Annotated in this window: 21 protein-coding genes and 1 pseudogene; 11 read left to right on the top strand and 11 right to left on the bottom strand. The window is 67.9% G+C overall.

Annotated elements, in window-relative coordinates; translation table 11 throughout:
• The first annotated feature begins 78 nt into the window (after positions 1-78).
• From lipA to AAFO60_RS17405, 3 genes are all read left to right on the top strand, one after another.
• Entirely contained in the window at positions 79-1011 is a 933-nt protein-coding gene (lipA, locus tag AAFO60_RS17415; RefSeq protein ID WP_347957497.1) for a lipoyl synthase, read from the top strand.
• An 83-nt stretch (positions 1012-1094) separates the two neighbouring features.
• The gene (locus AAFO60_RS17410) at positions 1095-1757 is read left to right on the top strand and encodes a phosphoribosyltransferase (protein ID WP_347957496.1); all 663 of its coding nucleotides are present in this window, start codon (positions 1095-1097) and stop codon (positions 1755-1757) included.
• 135 nt (positions 1758-1892) lie between these two features.
• Positions 1893-2981 carry a hypothetical protein gene (locus tag AAFO60_RS17405; RefSeq protein ID WP_347957495.1) on the top strand — a complete coding sequence of 363 codons (1089 nt, stop codon included), beginning with the start codon at positions 1893-1895 and terminating at the stop codon, positions 2979-2981.
• A gap of 79 nt (positions 2982-3060) precedes the next feature.
• Here the strand turns inward: AAFO60_RS17405 and AAFO60_RS17400 are convergent, their stop codons facing one another.
• The 5 genes from AAFO60_RS17400 to AAFO60_RS17380 all read right to left on the bottom strand — a co-directional run bounded on the left by AAFO60_RS17400 (position 3061) and on the right by AAFO60_RS17380 (position 8573).
• Entirely contained in the window at positions 3061-3888 is an 828-nt protein-coding gene (locus AAFO60_RS17400; protein WP_347957494.1) for a mycofactocin-coupled SDR family oxidoreductase, read from the bottom strand.
• Between the two features lie 266 nt (positions 3889-4154).
• Positions 4155-5825, bottom strand: a complete 1671-nt coding sequence (locus AAFO60_RS17395; RefSeq protein ID WP_347957493.1) for an FAD-dependent oxidoreductase — start codon at positions 5823-5825, stop codon at positions 4155-4157.
• A gap of 3 nt (positions 5826-5828) precedes the next feature.
• The gene (locus tag AAFO60_RS17390; protein ID WP_347957492.1) at positions 5829-6587 is read right to left on the bottom strand and encodes a crotonase/enoyl-CoA hydratase family protein; all 759 of its coding nucleotides are present in this window, start codon (positions 6585-6587) and stop codon (positions 5829-5831) included.
• Positions 6584-7348, bottom strand: a complete 765-nt coding sequence (locus AAFO60_RS17385) for an SDR family NAD(P)-dependent oxidoreductase (protein WP_347957491.1) — start codon at positions 7346-7348, stop codon at positions 6584-6586. The genes AAFO60_RS17390 and AAFO60_RS17385 overlap by 4 nt, the downstream gene beginning before the upstream one ends.
• Before the next feature lie 46 nt (positions 7349-7394).
• Positions 7395-8573: a thiolase family protein gene (locus tag AAFO60_RS17380; protein ID WP_347957490.1), complete on the bottom strand. Its 1179-nt coding sequence runs from the start codon at positions 8571-8573 to the stop codon at positions 7395-7397.
• 381 nt (positions 8574-8954) lie between these two features.
• On the opposite strand from AAFO60_RS17380, the gene AAFO60_RS17375 reads away from it, so the two are divergent.
• The 8 genes and pseudogenes from AAFO60_RS17375 (at position 8955) to AAFO60_RS17340 (ending at position 19536) form a co-directional block, all read left to right on the top strand.
• Positions 8955-10130, top strand: a complete 1176-nt coding sequence (locus AAFO60_RS17375) for an acyl-CoA dehydrogenase family protein (protein ID WP_347957489.1) — start codon at positions 8955-8957, stop codon at positions 10128-10130.
• 17 nt (positions 10131-10147) lie between these two features.
• Positions 10148-11830 carry an AMP-binding protein gene (locus AAFO60_RS17370; protein ID WP_347957488.1) on the top strand — a complete coding sequence of 561 codons (1683 nt, stop codon included), beginning with the start codon at positions 10148-10150 and terminating at the stop codon, positions 11828-11830.
• Between the two features lie 28 nt (positions 11831-11858).
• Positions 11859-13025 (top strand): acyl-CoA dehydrogenase family protein, encoded by a 1167-nt coding sequence (locus tag AAFO60_RS17365; protein WP_347957487.1) that lies wholly within the window; start codon positions 11859-11861, stop codon positions 13023-13025.
• Between the two features lie 36 nt (positions 13026-13061).
• Complete coding sequence (locus tag AAFO60_RS17360) at positions 13062-13943, top strand: HpcH/HpaI aldolase/citrate lyase family protein (protein ID WP_347957486.1); 882 nt, start codon at positions 13062-13064, stop codon at positions 13941-13943.
• A gap of 79 nt (positions 13944-14022) precedes the next feature.
• Positions 14023-15498, top strand: coding sequence for an aldehyde dehydrogenase family protein (locus tag AAFO60_RS17355; protein WP_347957485.1), 1476 nt, complete (start codon positions 14023-14025; stop codon positions 15496-15498).
• Positions 15498-16712 (top strand): CaiB/BaiF CoA transferase family protein, encoded by a 1215-nt coding sequence (locus tag AAFO60_RS17350; RefSeq protein WP_347957484.1) that lies wholly within the window; start codon positions 15498-15500, stop codon positions 16710-16712. The genes AAFO60_RS17355 and AAFO60_RS17350 overlap by 1 nt, the downstream gene beginning before the upstream one ends.
• A complete protein-coding gene (locus AAFO60_RS17345) occupies positions 16712-17860 on the top strand; it encodes an acyl-CoA dehydrogenase family protein (RefSeq protein ID WP_347957483.1) in 1149 nt (382 codons plus the stop codon). The genes AAFO60_RS17350 and AAFO60_RS17345 overlap by 1 nt, the downstream gene beginning before the upstream one ends.
• A 54-nt stretch (positions 17861-17914) precedes the next feature.
• Positions 17915-19536 (top strand): annotated as a pseudogene (locus tag AAFO60_RS17340) (FAD-dependent oxidoreductase).
• A gap of 20 nt (positions 19537-19556) precedes the next feature.
• Here the strand turns inward: AAFO60_RS17340 and AAFO60_RS17335 are convergent.
• From AAFO60_RS17335 to AAFO60_RS17310, 6 genes are read right to left on the bottom strand one after another with little or no spacing between them, the layout of a single operon-like run.
• The gene (locus tag AAFO60_RS17335; RefSeq protein WP_347957482.1) at positions 19557-20054 is read right to left on the bottom strand and encodes a nuclear transport factor 2 family protein; all 498 of its coding nucleotides are present in this window, start codon (positions 20052-20054) and stop codon (positions 19557-19559) included.
• Between the two features lie 33 nt (positions 20055-20087).
• Complete coding sequence (locus tag AAFO60_RS17330; protein ID WP_347957481.1) at positions 20088-20633, bottom strand: nuclear transport factor 2 family protein; 546 nt, start codon at positions 20631-20633, stop codon at positions 20088-20090.
• A complete protein-coding gene (locus AAFO60_RS17325) occupies positions 20630-21103 on the bottom strand; it encodes an acyl-CoA thioesterase (protein ID WP_347957480.1) in 474 nt (157 codons plus the stop codon). The genes AAFO60_RS17330 and AAFO60_RS17325 overlap by 4 nt, the downstream gene beginning before the upstream one ends.
• Positions 21096-21545, bottom strand: a complete 450-nt coding sequence (locus tag AAFO60_RS17320) for a MaoC family dehydratase (RefSeq protein ID WP_347957479.1) — start codon at positions 21543-21545, stop codon at positions 21096-21098. Before AAFO60_RS17320 ends, AAFO60_RS17325 begins: the two co-directional genes overlap by 8 nt.
• Entirely contained in the window at positions 21542-21979 is a 438-nt protein-coding gene (locus AAFO60_RS17315; protein ID WP_347957478.1) for a hypothetical protein, read from the bottom strand. The genes AAFO60_RS17320 and AAFO60_RS17315 overlap by 4 nt, the downstream gene beginning before the upstream one ends.
• Positions 21972-23522 (bottom strand): class I adenylate-forming enzyme family protein, encoded by a 1551-nt coding sequence (locus tag AAFO60_RS17310; RefSeq protein WP_347957477.1) that lies wholly within the window; start codon positions 23520-23522, stop codon positions 21972-21974. The genes AAFO60_RS17315 and AAFO60_RS17310 overlap by 8 nt, the downstream gene beginning before the upstream one ends.
• Between the last annotated feature and the right edge of the window lie 10 nt (positions 23523-23532).

The raw sequence follows: 23532 nt of genomic DNA, 5'->3' as shown, positions 1-23532 counted from the left end.
TCAATCGGTCTTCCGGTATGTTGTCATACCTGTAACCCATCACACAACCACTCACCCGATGTGACTTAGGAGCGAGACATGGAATCGGCACGAAACCCCGAGCGCAAGCTGCTGCGACTGGAGGTCCGCAACTCGCAGACACCCATCGAGCAGAAACCCGAATGGATCAAGGCACGAGCTCGCACCGGGCCCGAGTTCCTCGCCGTCAACAACCTGGTCCGCCAGGAGAATCTGCGGACCGTTTGCCAGGAAGCCCTGTGCCCCAACATCTTCGAGTGCTGGGACGACCGGGAGGCCACATTCCTGATCGGCGGCGAGCAGTGCACGCGCCGGTGCGACTTCTGCAACATCGACACCGGCAAGCCGGCGTCCCTCGACCGCGACGAACCACGCCGAGTCGCCGAATCGGTCGCCGCGATGGAGTTGCGATACGCCACCGTCACCGGTGTCGCCCGCGACGACCTCGACGACGGCGGCGCCTGGCTGTGGGCCGAAACGGTGCGCCAGATCCGTCAGGCCCGGCCCGACAGCGGCATCGAACTGCTGATCCCCGACTTCAACGGACGCCTCGATCTGCTCGAGACCGTCTTCGAGACCCGCCCCAGCGTGCTCGCCCACAACGTCGAGACCGTGCCGAGGATCTTCAAACGGATCCGCCCGGGATTCACCTACGAGCGTTCCCTCGCGGTCCTCACCGCGGCCCGCGACGCCGGACTCATCACGAAGTCCAACCTCATCCTCGGCATGGGCGAGACCGACGACGAGGTGCGCACCGCACTGCAGGATCTGCGCTCGGCGGGCTGCGACCTGGTCACGATCACCCAGTACCTGCGCCCCTCACCCCGCCACCACCCGGTCGACCGCTGGGTGAAGCCGAACGAGTTCGTCGACTGGGCCGGGGTCGCCACCGAGCTCGGCTTCCTCGGGGTGATGTCCGGTCCGCTGGTGCGGTCGTCGTATCGGGCCGGTCGACTGTACCAGCAGGCCGTCGCGGCGCGGCAGACCATCTGACGCCGGGAAGGGTCGGGCGGCTTCGCCTCGAAGGGGCGGGCGGCTTCGCCTGCGGTGTCGTACCGGCGCGCTACCGTGGGTTCATGAGGTTGCGGTTGCTCCCCGACCGCCGGTATCGGGACCGCGAACACGCCGGGCGGGTCCTCGCGGAGGCACTCGACGCCTTCACCGGTCGGCCCGACGTGATCGTGCTCGCCCTGCCGCGCGGCGGGGTCGACGTGGCCGCTCCGATCGCCGAGCGACTGCGCGCACCCCTCGACGTCTGCCTCGTCCACAAGCTGGGCGTCCCCGGTTGGCCGGAGGTCGCCGCCGGGGCCATCGGCGAGGACGGCGCGCTGGTCGTCAACGACGACGTCGTCCGCGAGTCGGGGACGACCGACGCCGATCTGACCCGCGCGATCGACGCCGCCCGCACCGAGCTGCGACGCCGCCAGACGCTGTACCGCCACGACCGACCGCCGGCGGCCGTGGCGGGCAAGACGGTGCTGATCGTCGACGACGGCGTCGCGACCGGGGCCACGATGGCCGCCGCACTGCGCACGCTGCGCCGCCGGAGCGTCGCCGGGGCGGTGGTCGCGGTGCCGACGGGCCCGAGCGAGGTCGCCGACCTGTTTCCCGACGCCGACCGCGTCGTGTGCCCTGACCGCCCGGGGTACTTCGTCGGCGTCAGCGCCGCGTACGACGACTTTCCGCAGCTCACCGACGCCCGGGTCGCGGAGGTGTTGGCGCGCTTCGCGCCCGAGTAGGCGGTGCGGCGCCGAAAGTGTCTGACCGGTGTGGCGAGAACTTCTCCTGAGAGAACGCTTATGTCGGGTTGGTAGGGTCTGCCGCGGTCTGCCCGCCGGGCAGGTCGACGCCGTCGACCGATGAAGGAGCCCACCGTGACGTCTGTACCACCGCCGAGGCATGCGGCCGAACCCGAGGACTCGAGTCCGGGCAGCTGGAGTCCGGACAGCGCCGACGAGCACGGCGCCGATCCGAGTCCCGATTCGATCGACGAGCAGACCGAGACCTCGCCGCCGTCGAGGCGACCGGTTCGCGCGCTGCTCGCCGGGCTCGCCGTGGCCATGACGCTCCTGGTCGGTGTCCTGGTGGGCGGCCTGACCTTCCTCAACTCCGACCCCACGCTCCGGCCCCCGGCGGTCGACCTCAGCCCGGACGACGTGGCGTCGGCGAAGGACTCGGTGTCGTCGGCGAAGATGATGGTCGACCTGATGTCCTCCGCCGTCAACAGCAGCACCGCGGGCATCGAGACGCTCGTGTCGAGCATCGAGCCGACCTTCCGCTCGATCGACACGGCCAAGCGCGCGGCCGATCAGATGGCGACGGGCCTGGCGGGCGCCCCGCGCCTGGAGTCGGCGGCGACCAGGATCCAGGAGCTCGGGACCAGCGTCGCACGGGGCCTGGACGAGGCAAGCGGTCTGGCCGGCTCCGCCAAGAGCATCGACACCATGATCACCCCGATCATCGACGGACTCGATCGCAGCAACACCCCCGGTGCGGACAAGACGATCGCCCAGCTGAAATCGCTGCAGTCCGCGAGCCGCGACGTCGCCGCCACCCTCGGCGGCCTCGGGCCGCTGCGCACCGAGCTGAAGGCCGCGACCGAGGCGACCGGACCCGCCGCGCGAGCGATCGACGGTGCCGTCGGCCAGGCGCAGACGGCCGCGACGCAGCTCACCGAGGGTCTCGCGAAGCTCTCCGCCGCCAAGGCCGATACCGAGAAGGCCGCTCAATCGATGGTCGGCGGGATCCGCCAGCTCAAGTTCGCACTCGGCACGGTGTCGAACAACCTCGCCTCGGCCGACGACTCCCTCGTCAGCGACGAGACTCAGCCCGCATACGTCTTCGATCACGCCGATCGCATCGGCCGCGGCATCGTGACCGGCGCGATCACGGCTCTCGGCCTGCTGGTCGTCGCGGCCGGCGGTGTGTGGTGGCGCCGCCGTCGGGCGTCGGCGGCCGCTTAGGCCCGAGTCCGTCGACGATCCGACCGAGCGCTGCTTTCGCCGGGCCGACCTGCGCCGACGGATCGGCCCGCGCCACGGCTCACAGCAGCATAGTCCCCATGTCGACCGCGAGCGACTGTCCGGTGACGAAACGCGCCTCGTCCGAACAGAGCCAGGTGACGGCGTTGGTGATCTCCTCCGGTTCCACCGGCCCGTGCTCCATCACGTTGGCCATCCACCCGCCGGGAGCGTCGCCCGCCAGATCCGCCTCGAAGAACTCGTTCCTGATCATCTTGGTGGCCACCCCGGCCGGAATCACGGTGTTGACCCGGACCCCGTGCTTGCCCAGCACCATCGCGAAGTTCCGCATCAGCGAGAGCACGCCGCTCTTGGCGGCGCCGTAGCCCATCTGCCCGGGGTTGAGCATCTCGGGCTTGTAGGCGACCCCGATGTAGCTCGACGTCGAGCCGGTGATGACGATCGCACCGCCTCGACCTCGCTCGATCATGCCCGGAGTGACTGCGCGCAGCGTGTAATAGACGCCGTTGAGCATGATCGCCACCGAGTCGTCCCACGCGGCCATGTCGTGCTTCTTGTCGCCGTAGCTGGCCATGACACCCGCGTTCGCGAGCACGATGTCGATGGCGCCGAATGCGTCCTCCACCTCGGCGACGGCCGCCTCCACGGCCGCTTGGTCCCGGACATCGCACGTGATGGCGAGAACCTTGCCGCCGAACTCCTCGAGTTCGGCCGCGGTCGCCTCGAGGTCCTCCGGCGTCGACGTCGGGTAGGCGACGGATTCCACCTGAGCCGCGATGTCGAGAATCGCGACATCGGCGCCCTCACGCGCCAGGCGCAGCGCATGCGAGCGCCCCTGGCCGCGCGCCCCTCCGGTGATGAGGGCCTTCTTGCCGTCGAACCGTCCCATGATGACCTCCGCTGTCGGATATTCGTTGTCGAGGGCGAGCACGCCCGGTGTGCATCATTGAATTCTGATGCTAACAATCATGTTCATGAATCTGAAGAGTGCGGCGAGTGTCCTGCGCCGGAAATTGCTTTCGTGTTTCTGTGGATCCGGTGGGCGGCTGGCAAGGCGGAGGAGGGAGGCATAGCGGTAGCTATGTCGACCGACGACAACGCAGCCAGGCGTTCACCTGGCCGCAGAAACCGCAAGCGAATTTCCGGTGCAGGACACTAGATGACGGCCGACCTACCGGCGGCCTCGCGCAGGCCGGCGATCGTGACGATCTTCCGGCGCGGACTGCCGATCGCCCGACCGGCTTCTCGTTCGGCCCGGTCGATGGCGGCCCATCCGTCGGCATCGACGACGTGGACTCCGCGGGCGGCGAGCAGCTCGGGTACCTCCTCGCGGGAGGATCCGGGAGTCGGCAGCACACCGGCGATCACGTCGTCGACCAGCGCTCCCGCCGTCTCCTGTCCGCAGAATCGGTTGGTTCCGATACCGCCGGACGCCCCGCGCTTGAGCCACCCGGCCACGTAATGGCCGGGCACCGGCGCACCGTCGTCGCCGAGGACGCGACCGGCCTCGTTCGGCACCACGCCGGTGTCGTCGTCGAAGGGCAGACCCTCCACCGCGATCCCTCGATAGCCGATCGAACGGATCACCAGGCCCGCGTCGATCTCGACGCTCTCTCCGCTCGGAACCACCCGGTCGGACGCGGAGTCGAAGACATTGCGGACGACCCGGACACCGCTGACGCGTTCCTCCCCGAGAATCGCGGTCGGCGCAGTCAGGTAGCGGAAGACGACGCGCCTTCGGTTACCGCCCTCCCCGTTCTCGGCGTACTCGCGTGCGAGTCGGATCTTCGAGCCGATCGTGCTGTCGACGCTGTCGTCGGCGACCTGTTTCGCCAGTCTCGGCGACAACCTCAGATCCGCCTCGTCGATGACCACGTCGACCCCGTCGATCAGGCCCATCGAAAGGAACTCGGAGTTCGTGTACGCACCGTCGGCGATGCTCCGACGCCCGAGGACGACGACCTCGCGGATCGACGAGGCCCGCAAGGCCTCGAGCGCGTGCGCCGCGACATCCGTGGCCGCGAGTTCGTCGGGATCGGTCAGCAGGATCCGGGCGACGTCCAGTGCCACGTTGCCGTTGCCGATGACCACCGCCCGGTCCGCCGACAGATCGTAGACGTCGTCGGCGTGGTCGGGATGACCGTTGTACCAGGCGACGAAATCGGTGGCGGCCACCGACCCGGGCAGGGACTCGCCGTCGATCCCCAGACGCTTGTCTGCCGATGCCCCGCTGGCGTACAGCACCGCGTGATAGCGGTCGACGAGCTCGTCGTGGGAGATGTCGCGACCGACCTCCACCCCGAGGTAGTACCGGAAGTTCTTCTTCCGCGCCGCCGACGCGAAGGTCCGCTCCACCCGCTTGGTCTTCGCGTGGTCGGGCGCAACGCCCGCCCGGACCAGACCGTACGGCGTCGGCAGGCGATCGAACACGTCAACCCGCACCGAGGGGTGCCGGATGAGTTCCTCTGCCGCGTAGAAGGCCGCGGGACCTGCCCCGACCACCGCGACGTGCACCTCATCGTCGGGGAGCTTCGGCGCGCGAACCAGCTGCGGCGCACCCGCCTCGACGTCGTGGTCGCGGTAGTAGTCGGCGTTCAACCGCAGATAGGGCTCGTCCTCCTCGGCGAGCTCGTCGTCCGGGAAGATTGCATCGACCGGGCAGGCATCGACGCAGGCCCCGCAGTCGATGCAGGTCTCCGGATCGATGTAGAGCATCTCGGCCGTGGCGAACTCGGGCTCCTCGGGCGTCGGATGGATGCAGTTCACCGGGCACACGCTGACACAGCTCGCATCGTTGCAGCAGGGCCGCGTGATCACGAAAGTCATCGGTCAGCGCCCCTTCCAGACGGGGGCGCGCTTCTCCCGGAACGCCGTCGCGCCCTCTCTGGCGTCCTCGGACGAACGGATGGGCTCGTAGATCTCCCACATCCGCTCGAACCGCTCGTCGTTGCTCCAGTCGCGCGCTCTGGTCCAGATCTCCTTGGTGCCGCGCACCGCCAGCGGACCGTTCTTCGCGATCCGCTCGGCGAGCCCGACCGCCACGCCCAGCGCGTCACCCTTCGGCGTGAGACGGCTGATCAATCCGGCCTCCCGCGCCTGCTCGGCGGTCACGAGATCACCGGTCAGCGCCCACTCCAGACCGAGCGCGTACGGAACCCGCTCCGGCAGTCGCAGCAGACCGCCGCCACCGGCGAGCAGCCCTCGCTTGACTTCGGGCAGCCCGAAGACCGCGGTCTCGGAAGCGACGACGAGATCGCAGGCGAGGACGATCTCGAAACCGCCGGCGATGGCGTGCCCTTCGACGGCGGCGATCACCGGTTTGGCGGGCGGCGTCTGCGCGATGCCCGCGAAACCACGACCGTCGATGGACGGACGCTCGCCGGCGAGGAAGGCCTTGAGGTCCATCCCGGCGCAGAAGGTGCCGCCCGCACCGGTGAGGACGCTGGCGACGAGTTCGGGCTCGCGGTCGAGCTGATCCATCGCGTCGGCGATCGCTTGAGCGGTGGCCGTGTCGATCGCGTTCTTGACCTCGGGGCGGTCGATGGTGACGATGAGGACGCCGCCGCGGATCTCGGTGTGAACAGTCACTTCGGCGCCATCCTGATCGCGCCGTCGAGGCGTATCACCTCGCCGTTGAGCATGCCGTTGTCGATGATCGCCATCGCCAGGCGCGCATACTCGTCGGGGTCGCCGAGGCGTGCGGGATGAGGGATCTGCGCGGCGAGACCGTCGCGGACCTCCTGCGAGAAGCGCGAGAGGATCGGGGTGTCGAACACGCCCGGCGCGATCGAGTTGACGCGAACCAGTTTGCGCGCCAGGTCGCGGGCGGCGACGAGGGTCATGCCGACGACGCCGGCCTTCGCCGACGCGTAGGGGATCTGACCGATCTGGCCTTCCCACGCGGCCACCGATGCGGTCATGATCACGACGCCTCGCTCACCGTCGACGACCTCGTTCGCGACCATCCGGGCAGCGGCCAGCCGCAGGACGTTGAAGCTGCCGATCAGGTTGGTGGTGATCAGGGAGGTGTAGAGGTCGAGCGACCCCGGTTCGCCGTCGCGTTCGACGACGCGGACGGTGCCGCCGCGGCCGGCACAGTGCACCACGGTGCGCAGCGGTGCGCGGGCCTCTGCGAGGTCGAGCGCCGCGTCGACCGCAGTCGGCTCGGCCACGTCCGCCGGGCCGAACTGGACCAGTTCGCCCAGTTCGGCCGCGACTTCGGCGCCCGCAGACGTCGGCAGATCGACGATCACGACGTGAACGCCTTGCTCGACGAGTCGTTTGACGGTGGCCAGCCCGAGACCGGACGCACCGCCGGTGACGATGGCCGACGAGTTCGTCAGTTGCATGCCAGTTTCCTTATCTCGTGGGTGGGTCGGAGTGTTGCGGGAGCGGTCAGACCAGCGACTCCAGAATCGTGGCGTTGGCCATGCCGCCCGCCTCGCACATGGTCTGCAAGCCGTAGCGTCCGCCGGTCGCCGCCAGATGATTGATCAGGGTCGTCATGATCCGGGCACCCGAGGCGCCCAGGGGATGGCCCAGTGCCACGGCGCCGCCGACTGGGTTCAGGCGGTCGTCCGGCACGCCCAGTTCCCGCTGAAAGGCCAGCGGGACCGACGCGAACGCCTCGTTGACCTCGAACGAGGCGATTTCATCGATGCTCAGGCCCGCCTTCACCAAAGCCTTGCGCGAGGCCGGGATCGGTGCGGTCAGCATGAGCATCGGGTCGTCGCCGGTCACCGCGGACGCGACGACCCTGGCCAGCGGCCGGCACGAGAGGGCTGCCGCCTTCTCCTCACTCATGATGAGCAGGGCCGACGCCCCGTCGGTGATCTGGGATGCATTGCCTGCCGTGACCTTCCATTCGATGTCCGGGAAGCGCTCACGGTTGGCGTCGCTGCCGAACACCGCACGCAGTCCGCTCAACTTCTCCGCGGTGGTGCCGCTCCGGATCGACTCGTCCCGGTCGACGACACCCGCTGCGGTCTCGACAGCGACGATCTCGTTGTCGAAGGCACCGCGCGCCTGCGCGGCGGCGGCCCGTTCGTGAGATCGGGCGGAGTACTCGTCCAACTCGCTGCGCGAGATGCTCCATTTGTCGGCGACCAGTTCGGCGGCGACCCCCTGACCCACCAGCGGGCCGAATCGCGCGCGCACGCCGGGACCGAACGGGTCGGCGTCGCCGCGGGCACTGCCCATCGGGACCCGACTCATCGACTCCACCCCGCCGGCGATGACCATGTCGTATGCGCCGGCCATGATGCCCTGCACGGCGAAGTCGACGGCCTGCTGACCGGATCCGCATTTGCGCTCGATCGTCACCGACGGAACATGAACGGGAAAGCCGGCGGCCAGCGCGGCCATCCGCCCCGGCGTCGCAGACTGTTCGAGGTTCTGCCCGACACAGCCGATCAGAATGTCCTCGACCTCACCCGGGTCGATTCCGGTACGTGCGACGAGCGAGTTCAGCACGCCTGCCAGCAGGTCGACGGGATGGGTCCCCGCGAGGGCTCCGCCCGCACGCCCCCTCCCCATCGGCGTGCGGACTGCATCCACGATCACTGCGCTCGGCATCGGAGACCTCCATCGTCGTCATTGCGTCATCGATGAGCTATTGCTGATTATGTTTACCACAAATTGTCTCGGGATGAACCCCTTGCCGGTGGTCGGGATTTCACACGGCATCCAATGAGACTTGGATCATATCTATGATAATCCTTACGCTGGATCGAGAATGTGCCGCCGTCGACGTCGCCATGGATGCGCAACCCTCGAGCCGACCACGCGGAGCAGGCCGACCCCGCGCCGCGACACGAATTCTTGCCAGATGCCCCATCGGCGGCTAATCTATGATTATAGTTATTACAGATGCTTGGACTGGGACCGCGTCTGCACTGCGAGCCCACGTTCACGAGCACCCGATAGCTTTCACACGAGATGAGGAGAGTGGTCACGATGCCGCCCACCACCGCCCCCCACACCGAAGACCTCGAGGCCATCAAGCAACTCGCCGCACAGGTGGCGCAGGAGCGCTTCGCCCCGAAAGCCGCGCAGTGGGACGCCGACCGCACCGCCGTTCCATTGGCCGATCGCCAGTTCCTCGGCTCCCTCGGGTTCCTGGGCATCGCGCTGCCCGAGGAGTACGGCGGGTCGAGTGCACCTCTGTCACACGCCCTGACCGTGATCGAGCAGCTCGCCTACCACTGCCGCCCCGCCGCCTTCCAGGTCTTCGAATCGAACACCGGTCCCGCCCAGGTCATCGCCAGGCTTGGCACGGACGATCAGAAGGAGCGTTTCCTGCCGGGCATCATCGCCGGTGACATCACCATGGCGGTGGCCATCTCCGAGCCGGACGCCGGTTCCGCCGCGACCGACCTGACCACCAAAGCCGTCCTGGACGGCGACACGGTCCGTGTGAACGGCAACAAGCGGTGGATCTCCAACGGCAGCGAGGCCGACGTGTACCTCGTCTACGCGCGAATGTCCGATGCCCCCGGAGCCAAGGGCATCGGCGCGGTGCTCGTCGAGGCGAACCGCGACGGCGTCGGCTACGGCGCCCGGGAGAAGCTGATGGGCTTCCGCGGCATTCCGTCGGCGGACATCTACTTCGACGACGTCGCCGTGCCCAAGGAGAACATCGTCGTCGAACCCGGAGGCTTCCGGAAACTGTTCACCGCGTTCTCGATCGAGCGCCTGGGCAACACCACGATGAGTCTGGCGATCGGTCAGCGCGCCCTCGACCTGACCCTGCAGTACGTGCAGGAACGCGAGCAGTTCGGCAAGGCACTGATCGAGTTCCAGGCCGTGCAGATGACCGTCGCCGACATGGCACTGCAGGTGGAGCAGGCGCGACTGCTCCTCGACCGGGCGGCCGCCGGCGTCGTCACCGGATCCGACCTGCCGAACCCGCTGCACGTCTCGCTCGCGAAGTGCACCGCCAACGAGATGGCCAAGCGAGTCACCGACCTGGCGATGCAGTTGCACGGCGGGAACGGTTACACCGAGGAGTTCGGGATCGAACGGATGCATCGCGACGCCCACGGCTGGGCCCTCGCCGGCGGCACCCCGACCATGCAGCGCACCCGCATCGTTTCGGAGATGCTCGGGCGCAGCTTCGATCAGCGCAAGTGAGAAAGGAGAACTGCGCGATGGACGTCTACACGGATCTGATCCCGACCTTCACCGATCCCGACGATTGGACGCTGGCGAGAGTCCTGCGTACCCACGCGGCGACGACTCCGGACGCCCCCTGCCTGTGGGTGCCCGAAGAAGGCTGCGACCTGACCTACGCCCAGGCCCTGGGCCGGGCCGAACAGATCGCGGGCTCGTTCGACGCAGCCGGAGTCGCACCGGGCGACCGCGTGGCGATCATGGCGCAGAACTCGTCCAGATTCGTCCTCAGCTGGTGGGCGACGGCCGTCGGCGGCACCGTCCAGGTGCCGATCAACACCAACTACGAGGGTGACTTCCTCAAGCACCAGTTCACCGTCGCCGATGCCCGCTGGGCCGTCATCGACGACCGGTACGCGGAGCGCTTCGCGGCCCTCGCCGACGGCGATGCGGCGAACGGGGTGACGCGCGTCGAGAAGTTCTGGGTCATCGACAACGGCTCGCTCGACTCCGCACTCACGATCCTCGACGAGGCCGGCTTCACCGCCGCACCGTGGGACGAGCTCCCCGAGGGCCCGCCGCTGAACGGGCCGGGGCCGTTGCCGCACGAGCTCGGCGCCATCTTCTTCACTTCGGGAACGACCGGCCCGTCCAAGGGTGTCGCGATGCCTCACGCGCAGTTGTACTTCTTCGCGCAGGAAGTGGTCTGTCTGACCCGATTGACAGCGGCGGACCGGTATCTGACGACCACCCCGCTGTTCCACGGGAACGCCCAGTTCATGGCGGTGTACCCGGCGCTGGTGGCCGGGGCGAGCGCGGTGATCCGCCGCAAGTTCAGCGCCAGCGGGTGGATCGACCACGTACGCGATTCGGGCGTCACCGTGACCAATTTCGTCGGCGTGATGATGGACTTCGCATGGAAGCAGCCGCCGCGCGAGAACGACCTCGACAATCAGTTGCGGTGCGTCTACGCCGCGCCGATCGCCTCGACGATCGCCGACGACTTCAAGCGACGCTACGGCATCGAGACCTTCGTCAACGCCTTCGGCCTCACCGAGACCTCGGCCCCGATCATCTCGCCGTACAACGCCGACATTCCGCCGGGTGCCGCCGGACTGCAGGCATCCGACTGGTTCGACATCCGCCTCGTCGACCCGGAGACCGACCGAGAGGTGCCCGTCGGCGACGTCGGCGAGCTCGTCGTCCGACCGAAGGTTCCGTTCATCTGCAGCATGGGCTACTACGGCATGCCCGAGAAGACCGTCGAGGCGTGGCGAAACCTGTGGTTCCACACCGGCGACGCGCTGCGCCGCGACGAGGACGGCTGGTACTACTTCGTCGATCGCTACAAGGACGCCTTGCGCCGTCGCGGTGAGAACATCTCCTCCTACGAGGTCGAGCAGGTCGTCCTGGCTCACCCCGCAGTGCACGAGTGCGCCGTGATCGGCGTGCCCGCCGACGTCGAGGCCGGCGAAGACGAGGTGCTGGCGGCCGTCGTCGTCACCGAACCGGTCAGCCCCGCCGAACTCCTCGAGTTCTGTGACGGCAGGATCCCGGCGTTCGCGCGTCCCCGATTCATCCGAATCGTCGACGCCCTGCCGAAGACACCGTCGGAGAAGGTCCGCAAGGCCGTCCTGCGCGAACAGGGTGTGACCCCGGATACGTTCGACGCCGAGGCGCTTTCCGATCCGGAACCCACCGGCGACACAGTCACCGTCTGATACCGACCATCACGAGAGGACAGTCCCAGTGGACTACACACCCGACTCCACCCACGAGGACATCCGCAGGGCCGTCGAGCAGTTGTGCGGGCGCTTTCCCGACGAGTACTGGATGGAGCACGACGACTCCCACGAGTTCCCGTGGGAGTTCTACAACGCGGTCGCCGAAGGCGGCTGGCTCGGTCTGACGGTCCCCGAGGAGTACGGCGGCGGCGGGCTCGGCGTCACCGAGGCGGCGGTCGTCGAGCGCGCGATCTCCGCATCCGGCGCAGGCATGGGCGGCTGCAGCGCCGTCCACATCGGCATCTTCGGATTCGAGCCGATCATCCACCACGGCAGCGAGGAGATGAAGCGCAAGTATCTGCCTCGCGTCGTCACCGGCGAGTTGCACACGTCGTTCGCGGTCACCGAACCCGATGCGGGCACCGACACCACCAATATCAAGACGTTCGCCACCAAGGTGGACGGCGGATGGCGCGTCACCGGCAAGAAGGTGTGGATCACCAAGGCCCAGGAGGCGGAGAAGATGCTGCTGCTGTGCCGCACCTCCCCGCGCGAAGACGGGGCCAAGCGCACGGCGGGCCTGACGCTGCTGTTCGCCGACGTCGACCGCGACCACGTCCAGATCCGGGAGATCCCGAAGATGGGGCGCAACGCCGTCGACACGAATGAACTGTTCATCGACGATCTGTTCGTCGCCGACGAGGACGTGGTCGGCGAAGTCGGGCACGGCTTCCGCACCATCCTCGGCGGTCTCAACGCTGAGCGCGTCATCTCCGCGAACGCCGCGCTCGGCATCGGCGAAGCGGCGCTCCGACGCGGCGTCCGGTATGCGAACGAACGCGAGGTCTTCGGCCGCCCGATCGGCAAGAATCAGGGCATCGCCTTCCAACTCGCCGAGGCGCGCATCAGGCTCGACGCCGCGCAGGCGGTTCTCGACAAGGCCGCCTGGATGGTCGACCAGGGTCTGCCGTGCGGCCGCGAGGCGAATGCCGCCAAGTACCTGTGCGCCGAGGCCGGCTTCTTCGCCGCAGACGTCGCGCTGCAGGTCCACGGCGGATTCGGCTTCGGCAAGGAGTTCCACGTGGAACGCTATTTCCGGGAGGCTCGACTGATGCGCATCGCGCCGATCAGCCAGGAGATGGTGCTCAACTACACCGCCGAGCACGTCCTCGGACTGCCGCGCAACTACTGATCGCCGGCCGCATCGAGACAAGCACGAGAGGCAATCATGCATCCCTACCGTTCCATCCTCTTCGTTCCCGGACATCGGCCGGCGTGGGCCGAGAAGGCGATCGCGGCGGGCGCCGACTGCATCATCCTCGATCTCGAGGATTCGGTGCCCGCCGCGCAGAAGGCGCAGGCGCGCGACACCGTCGCCGAGTTGATCGGGACGCTTCGCGCCGATCACCCGAGGGTCGGCCTGTTCGTCCGCGTGAATCCGTTGGCGACCAGGCTGACCGGCAGCGACCTGGAAGCCGTCGTCGTTCCCGGTCTCGACGGAGTCTTCGCCCCGAAGATCGAGTCCGGGACCGACGTCATCCGGTACGACGCCCTGCTCGATCACTTCGAGATGCGCAACAGTGTCGAGGGATTGGAGTACATCGTCCCCATCGAGACGGTGAAGGCCATCTGGAACTGCCGGGATATCGCGGCGGCCTCGCCCCGTGTCGGCGCGATGATCGGTCCGACCGCCGAGCACGCCGACATCGCCCGTGAGGTCGGCTTCGAGTGGACGCCCGAAGGTGAGGAATCGTTGTACCTGCGCAGCCGGGTCCTGCTCGCCTGCCGGGAGTCCGGCCTGCACGCGCTCACCGCGCTGTGGGAGGACCTGGAGAACATCGACGGTCTGCGCGCCTTCGCGACGCACGGCCGCGGCCTCGGTTTCCGCGGCATGATCGCGATCCATCCCAACCATGTCGCGACCATCAACGACGTCTTCAGCCCGTCGGCCGCAGACATCGAGTTCTACCGAGGCATGGTCGACGCCTACGAGAAGGCCGCGGCCGAGGGCGTCGGCGCGCTGCGCTACCGCGGCCTGCACATCGACAAGGCCCACTACGACAAGGCGGTCGGCTGGCTTCAGCGCGCCGCGACCGTCACCGGCGAATGACATGCTGCCCGACTCGCCGCTCGCACCGGCCCTCCCCGCCGTCGACGCCGGCCCTCGAATTCGTTGAAAGGACTCTGACATGCCTGACTCAGACCGGACCGTGGACCAGTCGTGGGTTCCGCCCAACCGCACGCTGCTGATCGGCGGCGCCGACGTGGAACCGGACGGTGCCACCTGGGAGGTCGTCAATCCGGCGACCGAGGAGGTCATCGCGACCGTCGGCGGGGCCTCCGCACCACAGGTCGACGCCGCGGTCGCCGCCGCGCGAGCGGCCTTCCCGAAGTGGGCGCGCCTGTCGGGCGAGGAGCGGAGCGTCCACATCCACCGACTCGCGGACGCCCTCGAACGCGCCGCGCACAAGCTCCTGCCGTCGATCGTCAACGAGGTCGGCACCCCTGTCGCGCTCGCCGAATACCTGCAGGTCAAAATGGCCGTCGACGAGCATCTGCGGTGGGCTGCCGAGGCAGCCAAGGTCGACCGCACGCTGCACCTGGGCGCCTACGACAAGCCCGTTCCGACGATGAGCGACGTGGTCCACGACCCGGTCGGGGTGGTCGCCGCGATCACCGGCTACAACTACCCGCTGAACCTCGCCGTGTTCAAGTTCGGCGCGGCCTTGGCCGCCGGATGCACCGTCGTCCTGTTCCCGTCACCGCGGACGCCGCTCACCACTCTCTTCCTCGCCGAGCTGATCCAGGAGTCGGGTCTGCCCGATGGTGTGATGAACATCGTCACCGGCGGCGTCGAGGTCGGCAAGCAACTCTCGTCGCATCCGGGTGTCGACCGGGTGTCGTTCACCGGCTCGGACGGGGTCGGCGCCCAGATCATGGCGCAGGCGGCCGCCAACCTCACCGGGGTGACCCTGGAGCTGGGCGGCAAGTCGCCGAACATCGTCCTACCCGGCGTCGACGTGCAGAAGATCGCCGTCGAGATGCACCTGCGGTGGTCGCGCAACGGCGGCCAGGGATGCGCCGCGCTCGCCCGACTCCTCGTTCACGAGAGCGTGTACGAGGAGTTCCTCCAAGCGGGTGCGAGCGCCTTCGATCAGATGATCGTCGGCGATCCGTGGGACCGGACCACCAACATCGGTCCCATGATCCGCCCCGATCACCGGGCGAGCGTCCAGAGCTTCATCGACGACTCGCTCGCCGTCGGCGGCACCAAACTGCTCGAAGTCACCCGCCCGCTGCCCGAGAAGGGGTACTTCATCAACCCGGTCCTGCTCGGCGACCTCGCACCGGATGCCCGCGCCGTCCAGCAGGAGATCTTCGGCCCCGTCGCGGTCATCCTGCCGTTCAAGGACACCGACGAGGCCATCCGCCTGGCCAATGACACCCCGTTCGGTCTCGCCGCCAACGTGTGGTGCGACGACCCGGCTGAAGCTCGCCGCGTCGCCGAACAGATCCGCGCCGGAACGGTGTGGATCAACGGCGGCGGCGCGATGCGCCCCGACGCCCCCTTCGGCGGATTCGGCCGATCCGGCGTCGGCCGCGAACTCGGCGAATGGGGTATGCGCGAATACCTCGAACCCAAACACATCCAGTGGAGGATCTGATGTCAGACAACGGCGCACCACTCGCCGGCCTTCGGGTCGTCGAACTCGGCACCATGTACGCCGCACCGACCGCCGGGCGCATGCTCCGCGACTTCGGCGCCGATGTGATCAAGGTGGAGGACCCGCGCACCGGCGACTACGCACGCCAGTGGATCCCGCAGAAGGACGGGCTCTCGCTCGGCTTCTCTCGCCTGAACGCCGGCAAGCGATCTGTCGGCATCGACCTGCGGACCGACGAGGGCCGGGACCTGGTCCGCAGGCTGATCGACGAGGCCGACGTGGTGGTCGAGTCGTTCCGACCCGGCCGCCTCGAAGACTGGGGACTGGGGCCGGAAGTGCTCCGCGAGAGCAACCCCGGACTGGTGATCGCCCGCGTCTCCGGTTTCGGGCAGACCGGCCCCAACCGCCTGCTTCCAGGATTCGGCACCGTCGCCGAGACCGCGAGCGGCTTCGCGAATGTCAACGGGTGGCCCGACAGCCCGCCCACGTCGCCGCCCTTCGGCTTCGCCGACTCGATCGCCGGACTGTCCGCGGCGATGGGCGTGTCGATGGCCCTGTTCAACCGCAGTCGCACAGGTCGCGGCGAGGTCGTCGACGTCGCCCTCTACGAGCCGCTGATGTTCATCATCGGCGACATGTTCCTCAAGTACACGGCGCTCGGCGAGGTCCAGCAGCGGATCGGCAACAGCACCGGCGCGGCGTCGCCGCGCGGCATCTACGAGGCCGCCGACGGCAAGTTCCTGTCGATCGCCGCCTCCAATCAGGCGATCGCGGCGCGACTGTTCGCCGCGATGGGCCGGGCCGACGTGATCGAGGATCCGCGGTACGCGACCAACGCCGCTCGGCTCGCCCACAACGACGAGGTGCAGGCCATGGTCATCGAGTGGTGCAAGCGAGCACCGCGCGACGAGGTGCTCGCGATCCTGGAGAAGTTCGAGGTGGTCTCGGCACCGGTCAACGACGCCGCCGACGTGGTGAAGGATCCCCACTTCCAGGAGCGGACCCTCGTCGAGATCACCGGCAACGAGATCTTGGCGAACACCCTGATGCCGGGCCCGGTGCTGCACCTGTCCGGCTACGACGGGCCGGTGTACGACGGTGTCCCGACCGTCGGCGAACAGACCCGCGAGATCCTGACCGAACGCCTCGGGCTCGACGACGCCGAACTGGCGCGTCTCGCCGCGGCGGGCGTCATCAACGACGGAGACAAATGATGAGCAACGACGTCCCCGGGCTCTTCGAGCTGCCCGCGAAATACCTTCAGCTGCAGGAACAGGCGCGTGAACTGGCCGTCTCGGTCCGTGACATCGCCGCCCGCGCCGACGAGTCCAGCAGCACCGATCCGGAGGTCCGTGCCCGATTGGCCGCGTCGGCGCTGACCGAGCTCGCCGTGCCCAAGCAGTGGGGCGGACGCTTCGAGGCCGTCGACTCGCTGGCGATGACGGTGGTCCGCGAGCAGCTGGCCGCCGAGAGCGGCCACCTGGACTCGATGTTCGCGATGCAGGGCATCGGCAGCTACGGGCTGGCCGTGGCCGGATCGGATGCGGTCCGCGACCATTGGCTGCCGCGGGTCGCCTCGCTCGACGCGATCGCCGCACTCGGTCTCACCGAACCGCAGGTCGGTTCCGACTTGAAGGCGTTGACCACGACCGCGGTCGTCGACGGCGACGAGATCGTCGTCAACGGGCACAAGTCGTTCATCACCAACGGCGGCGACGCCGCGTTCTACAGCGTGCTCGCACGCGAGGGCGACGGCTACTCTCTGATTCTGGTTCCGGCCGACACCCCGGGAGTCCGCACCGAGCGCCCGCACCAGATCATCGCTCCACACGTGCTGTCCGACGTCATCCTCGACGACGTCCGGGTTCGGCTCGACCATCGGATCGGCGAGCCCGGCAAGGGATTCTCGCTGGTGCTGGCGACCCTGGCGACGTTCCGCGTGTCGGTGGCCGGCGCGGCGGTCGGCATGGCGCAGGCCGCGCTGCGGCTGGCGCTCGAGCATGCGAACGATCGCCACCAGTTCGGCGGTCCGCTCTCGAGCCTGGGATCGGTGCCCGAGCATCTCGCCTCGTGCTGGACCGACATCGAAGCCGCCCGTTCGCTGACCTACCGGGCGGCGGCCGCGTCGGCGCGCGATCCACGCGCCAACCTGCACCTGTCGTCGATGGCGAAGGTCGCGGCCACCGAGATGTGCGGGCGCGTCGTCGACCGCTCCGTCCAGATCATGGGTCGTTTCGGCATCACGCGGGGCACCGACATCGAGCGGCTCTACCGCGAAGCCAGGCCCACCCGCATCTATGAGGGGTCCACCGAGGTGATCTTCGATTCCCTCGCCAAACAGCTGATCAAGAATGGCCTGTGAGGAGAAGACGATGCGCGTGCCACGAACCGCCGCCCGCCCAAAGCGCGTGATGTCATGACGGTCGAGACCGTCGACGTCCTCGTGTTGGGAACCGGCGCCTCCGGCCTCACCGCTGCCCTGGCCGCAGCGGACGCCGGGGCGTCGGTCGCCGTGTACGAGAAGGCCGACCACCTCGGGGGAACCACGGCGCTGTCGAGCGGGGTCGCATGGCTGCCGGCCAACCGGTACGCGGCTGCCGCGGGTGTCACCGACAGCGTCGACGACGGACTCGCCTACCTGGAAGCACTCTCGAACGGCATGATCCGCCCGGAGATGGCCGAGGCCTTCGTACGAACGGTCGATCCGCTGCTGGATTGGCTCGAATATCGACGCCGCTCCGGATGCGACTCGTCGCCGGATATCCCGATTACCATCCCGAGTTCCCGGGAGGGCGCCCCGGAGGCGGCCGCTCGATAGAGCCGGAGCTGTTCTGTTTCGACGAGCTGGGCCCGTGGGCGGACCGGGTGTTCGGTTCACCCCGCCGCATGTACGTCAGCGAGTCCCCCATCGGCGGCGGCACCGGCTTCCTCACCGACGAGCAGGAGCGGGCGCGGACCGGCTCGAACCTCGAGGGCCTGGGCCGCGCCATGCTGGGGGCGCTTCTCAGAGGACTGCTCGACCGCGGCGTCGAACCGGTACTCGGCAACGCAGCCGCGGAACTGATCACCGAGGGCGGCGCCGTCACCGGCGTGCGATTCGCGAACGGCGATGCAGTGCGCACCCGGCGAGGCGTGATCCTCGCAACGGGTGGATTCGAACGGGATCCCGAGCTGACCACCGCGTTCCTCCGCGGGCCGATGAGCCATCCGGCAGGCGTGCCGTCGAACACCGGTGACGGGCTGCGGATGGCGATGCGCGTCGGAGCGAAGCTCGGTGTGATGCGTGAGGCGTGGTGGGTCCCGGTCGTCGCCGAACCCGGAGACCCGGCCCGACAGTACGCGCTGAACGGTGTCCAACTCGTGCAGCGTGAGAGATCCCTGCCCCGCACGATCATGGTGAACATCCGCGGTCAACGCTTCACCAATGAGGCGGCGAACTACAACGCCCTGGGCGGCGCCTTCCACGCCTTCGATCCGACTCGGTTCCGGCACGTCAACCAACCCTGCTGGATCGTCTTCGACCAGCACTTCGTCGATCTGTACGGCGGGTACGGAGTCGCGGCCGGCGACCAGATGCCCGACTGGATCCTCCGGGCCGACTCGGTTCGCGAACTCGGCGCGAGGCTCGACCTCCCGCCGGAGGAACTCGACGCGACCCTTGCGCGGTGGAACACGCTGGTCGATCAAGGGCACGACGACGACTTCCTCCGAGGCGACAGCGCCTTCGACGGATGGTGCGGCGATCGAACCCACTACCCCGATCGTCGTTCCACGCTCGGTCGTATCGACCGCGCGCCCTTCTATGCGGCCCCGGTGTACAGCAGCACCCTCGGCACGAAGGGCGGCCCGCAGACCACCGTCGACTGCGAAGTCCTCGACGTCGACGGTTCCGTCATTCCCGGATTGTGGGCGGTCGGCAACGCGATGGCGGCGCCGACCGGCATGGTGTACGGCGGGGCAGGCGGCACGCTGGGCCCAGCGCTGGTGTTCGGCTTCCGCGGGGGCCGATCAGCCGCGGCCGCCCCGGCCCGCGAGTGATCCGGCCGCTTCGCGCGGCCCTACGCCAGATGCGTATCCGGGCGGCTCACCTTCTCAAAGGTCCGGTCGGGCCAGAAGAAGGGCAGCTTGATGCGGGCGAACTTCCACGCGCCATCCTCCTTGCGGTACTCGTCCTCGTACATCCCGAGAAAATACAACGGGTTGGCGTGCCCGCCCTTCGTGGTGCTGTGCCCGCTGCCGGCCTGCTGCCTGGTCAGCAGGTCGATGAGATAGCAACGACCGTGCGCTTGCTCGGCGCCGGTGATCGTGATCCACGGATTCGTCACCACGTGCATCGTGTCGTAGGGCTCCCCGAGCCTGCCCATCTCCCGCGCGAAATTGGCCACGATCGTGTCGCGCCCGACCCAGTCCCCGCCGAACTCCGCGGGGAACTCGCAGACCGCGTCTTCGCAGAAGAGCGTGGTGAGGCCCTCGACGTCGTGGCCGTCGAAGTAGTTCGAGTACGCCAAACGCAGTCGCCTGATCTCCTCGATCTCCAGCAGCTCATCGATTGTCATCACGATTCCTTTCTTGCAGACTGACCTCTCCGATCAGTGAAACCAGCGTCCGATCATCGGCCGCGGCTCGTCTCCGGGCAGGCATACGCGGTCATCGGCCGGCAAGATCTGGCCGTAGCGGTCCGACCGCGCCGCATACACGAAGCGGATCCGGCGGGAGGTGAACACCCACCGCCCCTCATGCACCGCGTACTCGTCTTCGTACTCGTGGGCGGCGAGGACCACGCCCCTGCCGGTCACCAGCTCCGCGTGAGCGGTCGCGATTCCCACGCCCTGTTCACCGGACACATGGACGACGTGCGTCTCCGGAGTGTGCAGCATTCGCCGAAAACCGCGCATCGACGCGGCCAGCAGTTCGAGGATCTCGCGCCGGCCGGACGCGATCTCACCGTCCCGACGCAGCACCGCCTCGGGATGGAACATCAGCTCCAAGGCCGCGAGATCATGTGCATCGACCGCCATCGCGTACAGCACGGACAGATCGCGGAGCGACTCCCGGCCCGCTGTCCGCGCACCGACCGAATCGTCCGCCGCCGACGCCGCAGTCCGGGTCAGCACCCATTCAGACAGATCCCTCATGCCACCTCGAAGCTCGGCGGCGGAAGCGTCTCGAGAAGTGCGCGCATCCGCGGCGGGACGTCGGCCCTGGCGAACTGCTCATCGCGAACAGCGAAGGTCATCTGCCCCTTGGTCACGAGCTCGCCGTCTCGGGTGAACTCGAATCCCACGCTATACGACGAGGTCCCGATCCGGTCGAGCACGGCCTGGCAGCGGATCCGGTCGAACACCCGCACCGTCTGTCGATACTGCGCCGACGAACTCACCCCGACGGTGACCACCCCGACATCAGCGAGCAGTTCCCCGCTGCGAAGTCCGTTCGCGAACATCCACGTCGTGTAGCAGCGCTCCATCCACCGGTAGTAGATGCCGAAGTAGGCGATGCCCACGACGTCGCAGTCGCCGTAAGCGAGCTGAAAGTCGAGCGTGCCGTTCCCGATCGGATCAGGTGCGACCCCGTTCTCCACTGCCATCATCTGCCCTTCACTCATGCCTGACCTCTGCTTCATCCGTCGCCGTCCCGGCCATGGCCACCGTCGCCGTCCCGGCGAGTGCCCGGTCGGCGCCGTCGACGTCCAACCACACCTCACAGTCGATGAGGCGCCCGTCCGGTCCGTCCCGCATCGCGGTCACCTCGGCTCCCGCGCGCACGGTCTGACCGGCGAACACGTTGCCGAGGAACCGAACGTGGAACTCTCGGATGCGGTCGCGGCCGCCGGCCCAGTCGGCGAGCATGGTGTGGATGTATCCCATGTTGAGCGGGCCCTGATTGATCGGCTGATCGCCGAGGCCGAGCTCGGCGACAACCCGCGCGTCCCAGTGAATCGGGTTCGGATCGGCCAGCAGTGCAGCCATCGTCTTCATCGGGGCGGCGTCGACGTACACGGCGGCACCGTGCACGAGGTCGCCGACGGCGAGGTCCGGTCTCGTCAACTCCGCTCCTTTCTCGGTAACACCAGGGAGTTCCAGCACGTGGCGACCAGTTCGCCGTCACGACGGAGGTCGAACTCATAGCCGACGACGTCGAAGATCCCGGTACGGCGACCGACCTTCCGGTCGAACGAGGTGATCCGCCCCGTCACTCGATATGTGGCGCAGGCGATCGCGGTGTGGAACGTGGTCCGGTGCTCACCGAACATCGGACCGTCGTCCGCGGTCGCGTCGAACCAGGCGAAGAGGTCGTCCCACGTCATCCCCATTCCGCCGACCGAGGCCATCCAGGCCATCACCGGTGGGGGCACGCGATCGCGCGGGTCATCACCCAGCGCATCGGCCACCAGCCATGCCTGCCAGGGTTCGATCGTGTACTCGCCGCCGGGAAACTCTCGGCCCACCAGCGCCGAGTACCGCGCGGTATCGTCAGACATTCCCGTCATGCCCTTCCCAGTACGGTCGGCGGAGTTCGCGCTTGAGGATCTTGCCCGTCGGGGCCTTCGGCAACTCGGCGACCAGTTCGATGGTCCGCGGCTTCTGGTAGCTCGCCAGGTTCTGCCGTGCCTGATCGATCAGCTCCTGTTCGGTGGCGGCCTGCCCCGGTTTGAGGACCACGAAGCCCTTCACCGACTCGCCCCACTCCTCGTCGGGCACACCGATCACGGCGCATTCGAGAACCGCCGGGTGAGTCGCGATGGCCTCCTCGACCTGCACCGAGTAGATGTTCTCGCCGCCGGAGATGATCATGTCCTTGGCCCGATCGACGATGAACACATAACGGTCGGAGTCCCAGGTGGCGATGTCGCCGGTCCACATCCAACCGTCGCGGAGAGTCCGCTCGGTCTGCTCGGGCTTGTTGAGGTAGCCGAGCATGTTGGCCGGGCTCTTCACGATGATCTCGCCGGGAGTCCGGTTATCGGTCGGGACCAGCTCGCCGGTCAGCGGATCCACCACCCGGACCTGTGTCACGAAGCCTTCACGACCGCACGACTTCAGCCGTTCGGGATGCACACCGCGGACGGCGTCGAGGTGATCCTCCTGCGAGAGGAAGGTCATCGTGGTGCCCTCGGTCTGTCCGTAGCCCTGGATCAGCGTGCACGGAAACGAGTCCAGCGCCTGCCTCACGATGTTCGACGGCATCGGACCACCGCCGTATTGGATGTTGCGCAGGCTCGACAGATCGTACGACGCGAAGTTCTCCTGAGCCATCATCCAGTTCAGCATCGTGGTGACGCCGAGGAACGCCGAGACCTTCTCGTGCTCGATCAACTCCAGCGCCAGCTTCGGCTCGAAGTTCATCAAGACCAGCGGGCATCCGTGCTTCATGTAGTTCATCGCCAGCACGATCGGGATGTGGTACATCTGCCCGGTCAGCATGTAGACGTCGGTGGCGACGATCCGCTCGGCGACGGTCTGGTTGAGCATGCCTGCCGCTGCACTCGCATGCGTGTGCAGCGCGCCCTTCGACGGCCCGGTGGTCCCACCCGTGTAGAGGAGGAAGAACGGATCGTCGTCGGCGACCGGAACCGTCAGGTCATCGGCCGATCCGCCATCGATGAGCTCGTAGAGGCTGCCGTCGCTTCCCTCGCCGAACGAGAACCAGTGCGGGATGTCGACCATCCCCTGAAGTTCGCTCGCCACGTCGACGAACTCCGCCTCGGCAATGAGGACCTTGGGTCGCGCGTCGCCGAGCAGTTCTGCCAACGCGGGTGTGGCCAATCGCCAGTTGAGCGGCTGCGTGACCAGCCCCGCCCGACCGGCCGCGTAGTACAGCGCCTGGAATTCGACGCAGTTGCGCGAGATCATGGCGACCACGTCGCCCTTCGCGAGGCCGAGAGCCAGCAGCCCGTTGGCCATCTTGCGGACCAACTCGTCGAGTTCGATCCAGGTGACGCGCCGATCGTTCGGTGCGTCGTAGATCGCCTGGTTCCGCGGTGTGAGCGCAGCCCACTTGGCGCAGATCAATCCTTGGTTCATCAGTCGCTTC

The sequence above is a fragment of the Gordonia aichiensis genome, from assembly GCF_039946255.1.
Classification (GTDB): domain Bacteria; phylum Actinomycetota; class Actinomycetes; order Mycobacteriales; family Mycobacteriaceae; genus Gordonia; species Gordonia aichiensis_A.
This window is presented reverse-complemented; position numbering and strand designations above follow the sequence as displayed.

Coding starts and splice junctions, on each gene's coding strand:
- lipA (WP_347957497.1), top strand. CDS start 79: ATGGAATCGGCACGAAACCCCGAGCGCAAGCTGCTGCGACTGGAGGTC.
- AAFO60_RS17410 (WP_347957496.1), top strand. CDS start 1,095: ATGAGGTTGCGGTTGCTCCCCGACCGCCGGTATCGGGACCGCGAACAC.
- AAFO60_RS17400 (WP_347957494.1), bottom strand. CDS start 3,888: ATGGGACGGTTCGACGGCAAGAAGGCCCTCATCACCGGAGGGGCGCGC.
- AAFO60_RS17395 (WP_347957493.1), bottom strand. CDS start 5,825: ATGACTTTCGTGATCACGCGGCCCTGCTGCAACGATGCGAGCTGTGTC.
- AAFO60_RS17385 (WP_347957491.1), bottom strand. CDS start 7,348: ATGCAACTGACGAACTCGTCGGCCATCGTCACCGGCGGTGCGTCCGGT.
- AAFO60_RS17380 (WP_347957490.1), bottom strand. CDS start 8,573: ATGCCGAGCGCAGTGATCGTGGATGCAGTCCGCACGCCGATGGGGAGG.
- AAFO60_RS17375 (WP_347957489.1), top strand. CDS start 8,955: ATGCCGCCCACCACCGCCCCCCACACCGAAGACCTCGAGGCCATCAAG.
- AAFO60_RS17370 (WP_347957488.1), top strand. CDS start 10,148: ATGGACGTCTACACGGATCTGATCCCGACCTTCACCGATCCCGACGAT.
- AAFO60_RS17360 (WP_347957486.1), top strand. CDS start 13,062: ATGCATCCCTACCGTTCCATCCTCTTCGTTCCCGGACATCGGCCGGCG.
- AAFO60_RS17355 (WP_347957485.1), top strand. CDS start 14,023: ATGCCTGACTCAGACCGGACCGTGGACCAGTCGTGGGTTCCGCCCAAC.
- AAFO60_RS17350 (WP_347957484.1), top strand. CDS start 15,498: ATGTCAGACAACGGCGCACCACTCGCCGGCCTTCGGGTCGTCGAACTC.
- AAFO60_RS17345 (WP_347957483.1), top strand. CDS start 16,712: ATGAGCAACGACGTCCCCGGGCTCTTCGAGCTGCCCGCGAAATACCTT.
- AAFO60_RS17335 (WP_347957482.1), bottom strand. CDS start 20,054: ATGACAATCGATGAGCTGCTGGAGATCGAGGAGATCAGGCGACTGCGT.
- AAFO60_RS17330 (WP_347957481.1), bottom strand. CDS start 20,633: ATGAGGGATCTGTCTGAATGGGTGCTGACCCGGACTGCGGCGTCGGCG.
- AAFO60_RS17325 (WP_347957480.1), bottom strand. CDS start 21,103: ATGAGTGAAGGGCAGATGATGGCAGTGGAGAACGGGGTCGCACCTGAT.
- AAFO60_RS17315 (WP_347957478.1), bottom strand. CDS start 21,979: ATGTCTGACGATACCGCGCGGTACTCGGCGCTGGTGGGCCGAGAGTTT.
- AAFO60_RS17310 (WP_347957477.1), bottom strand. CDS start 23,522: ATGAACCAAGGATTGATCTGCGCCAAGTGGGCTGCGCTCACACCGCGG.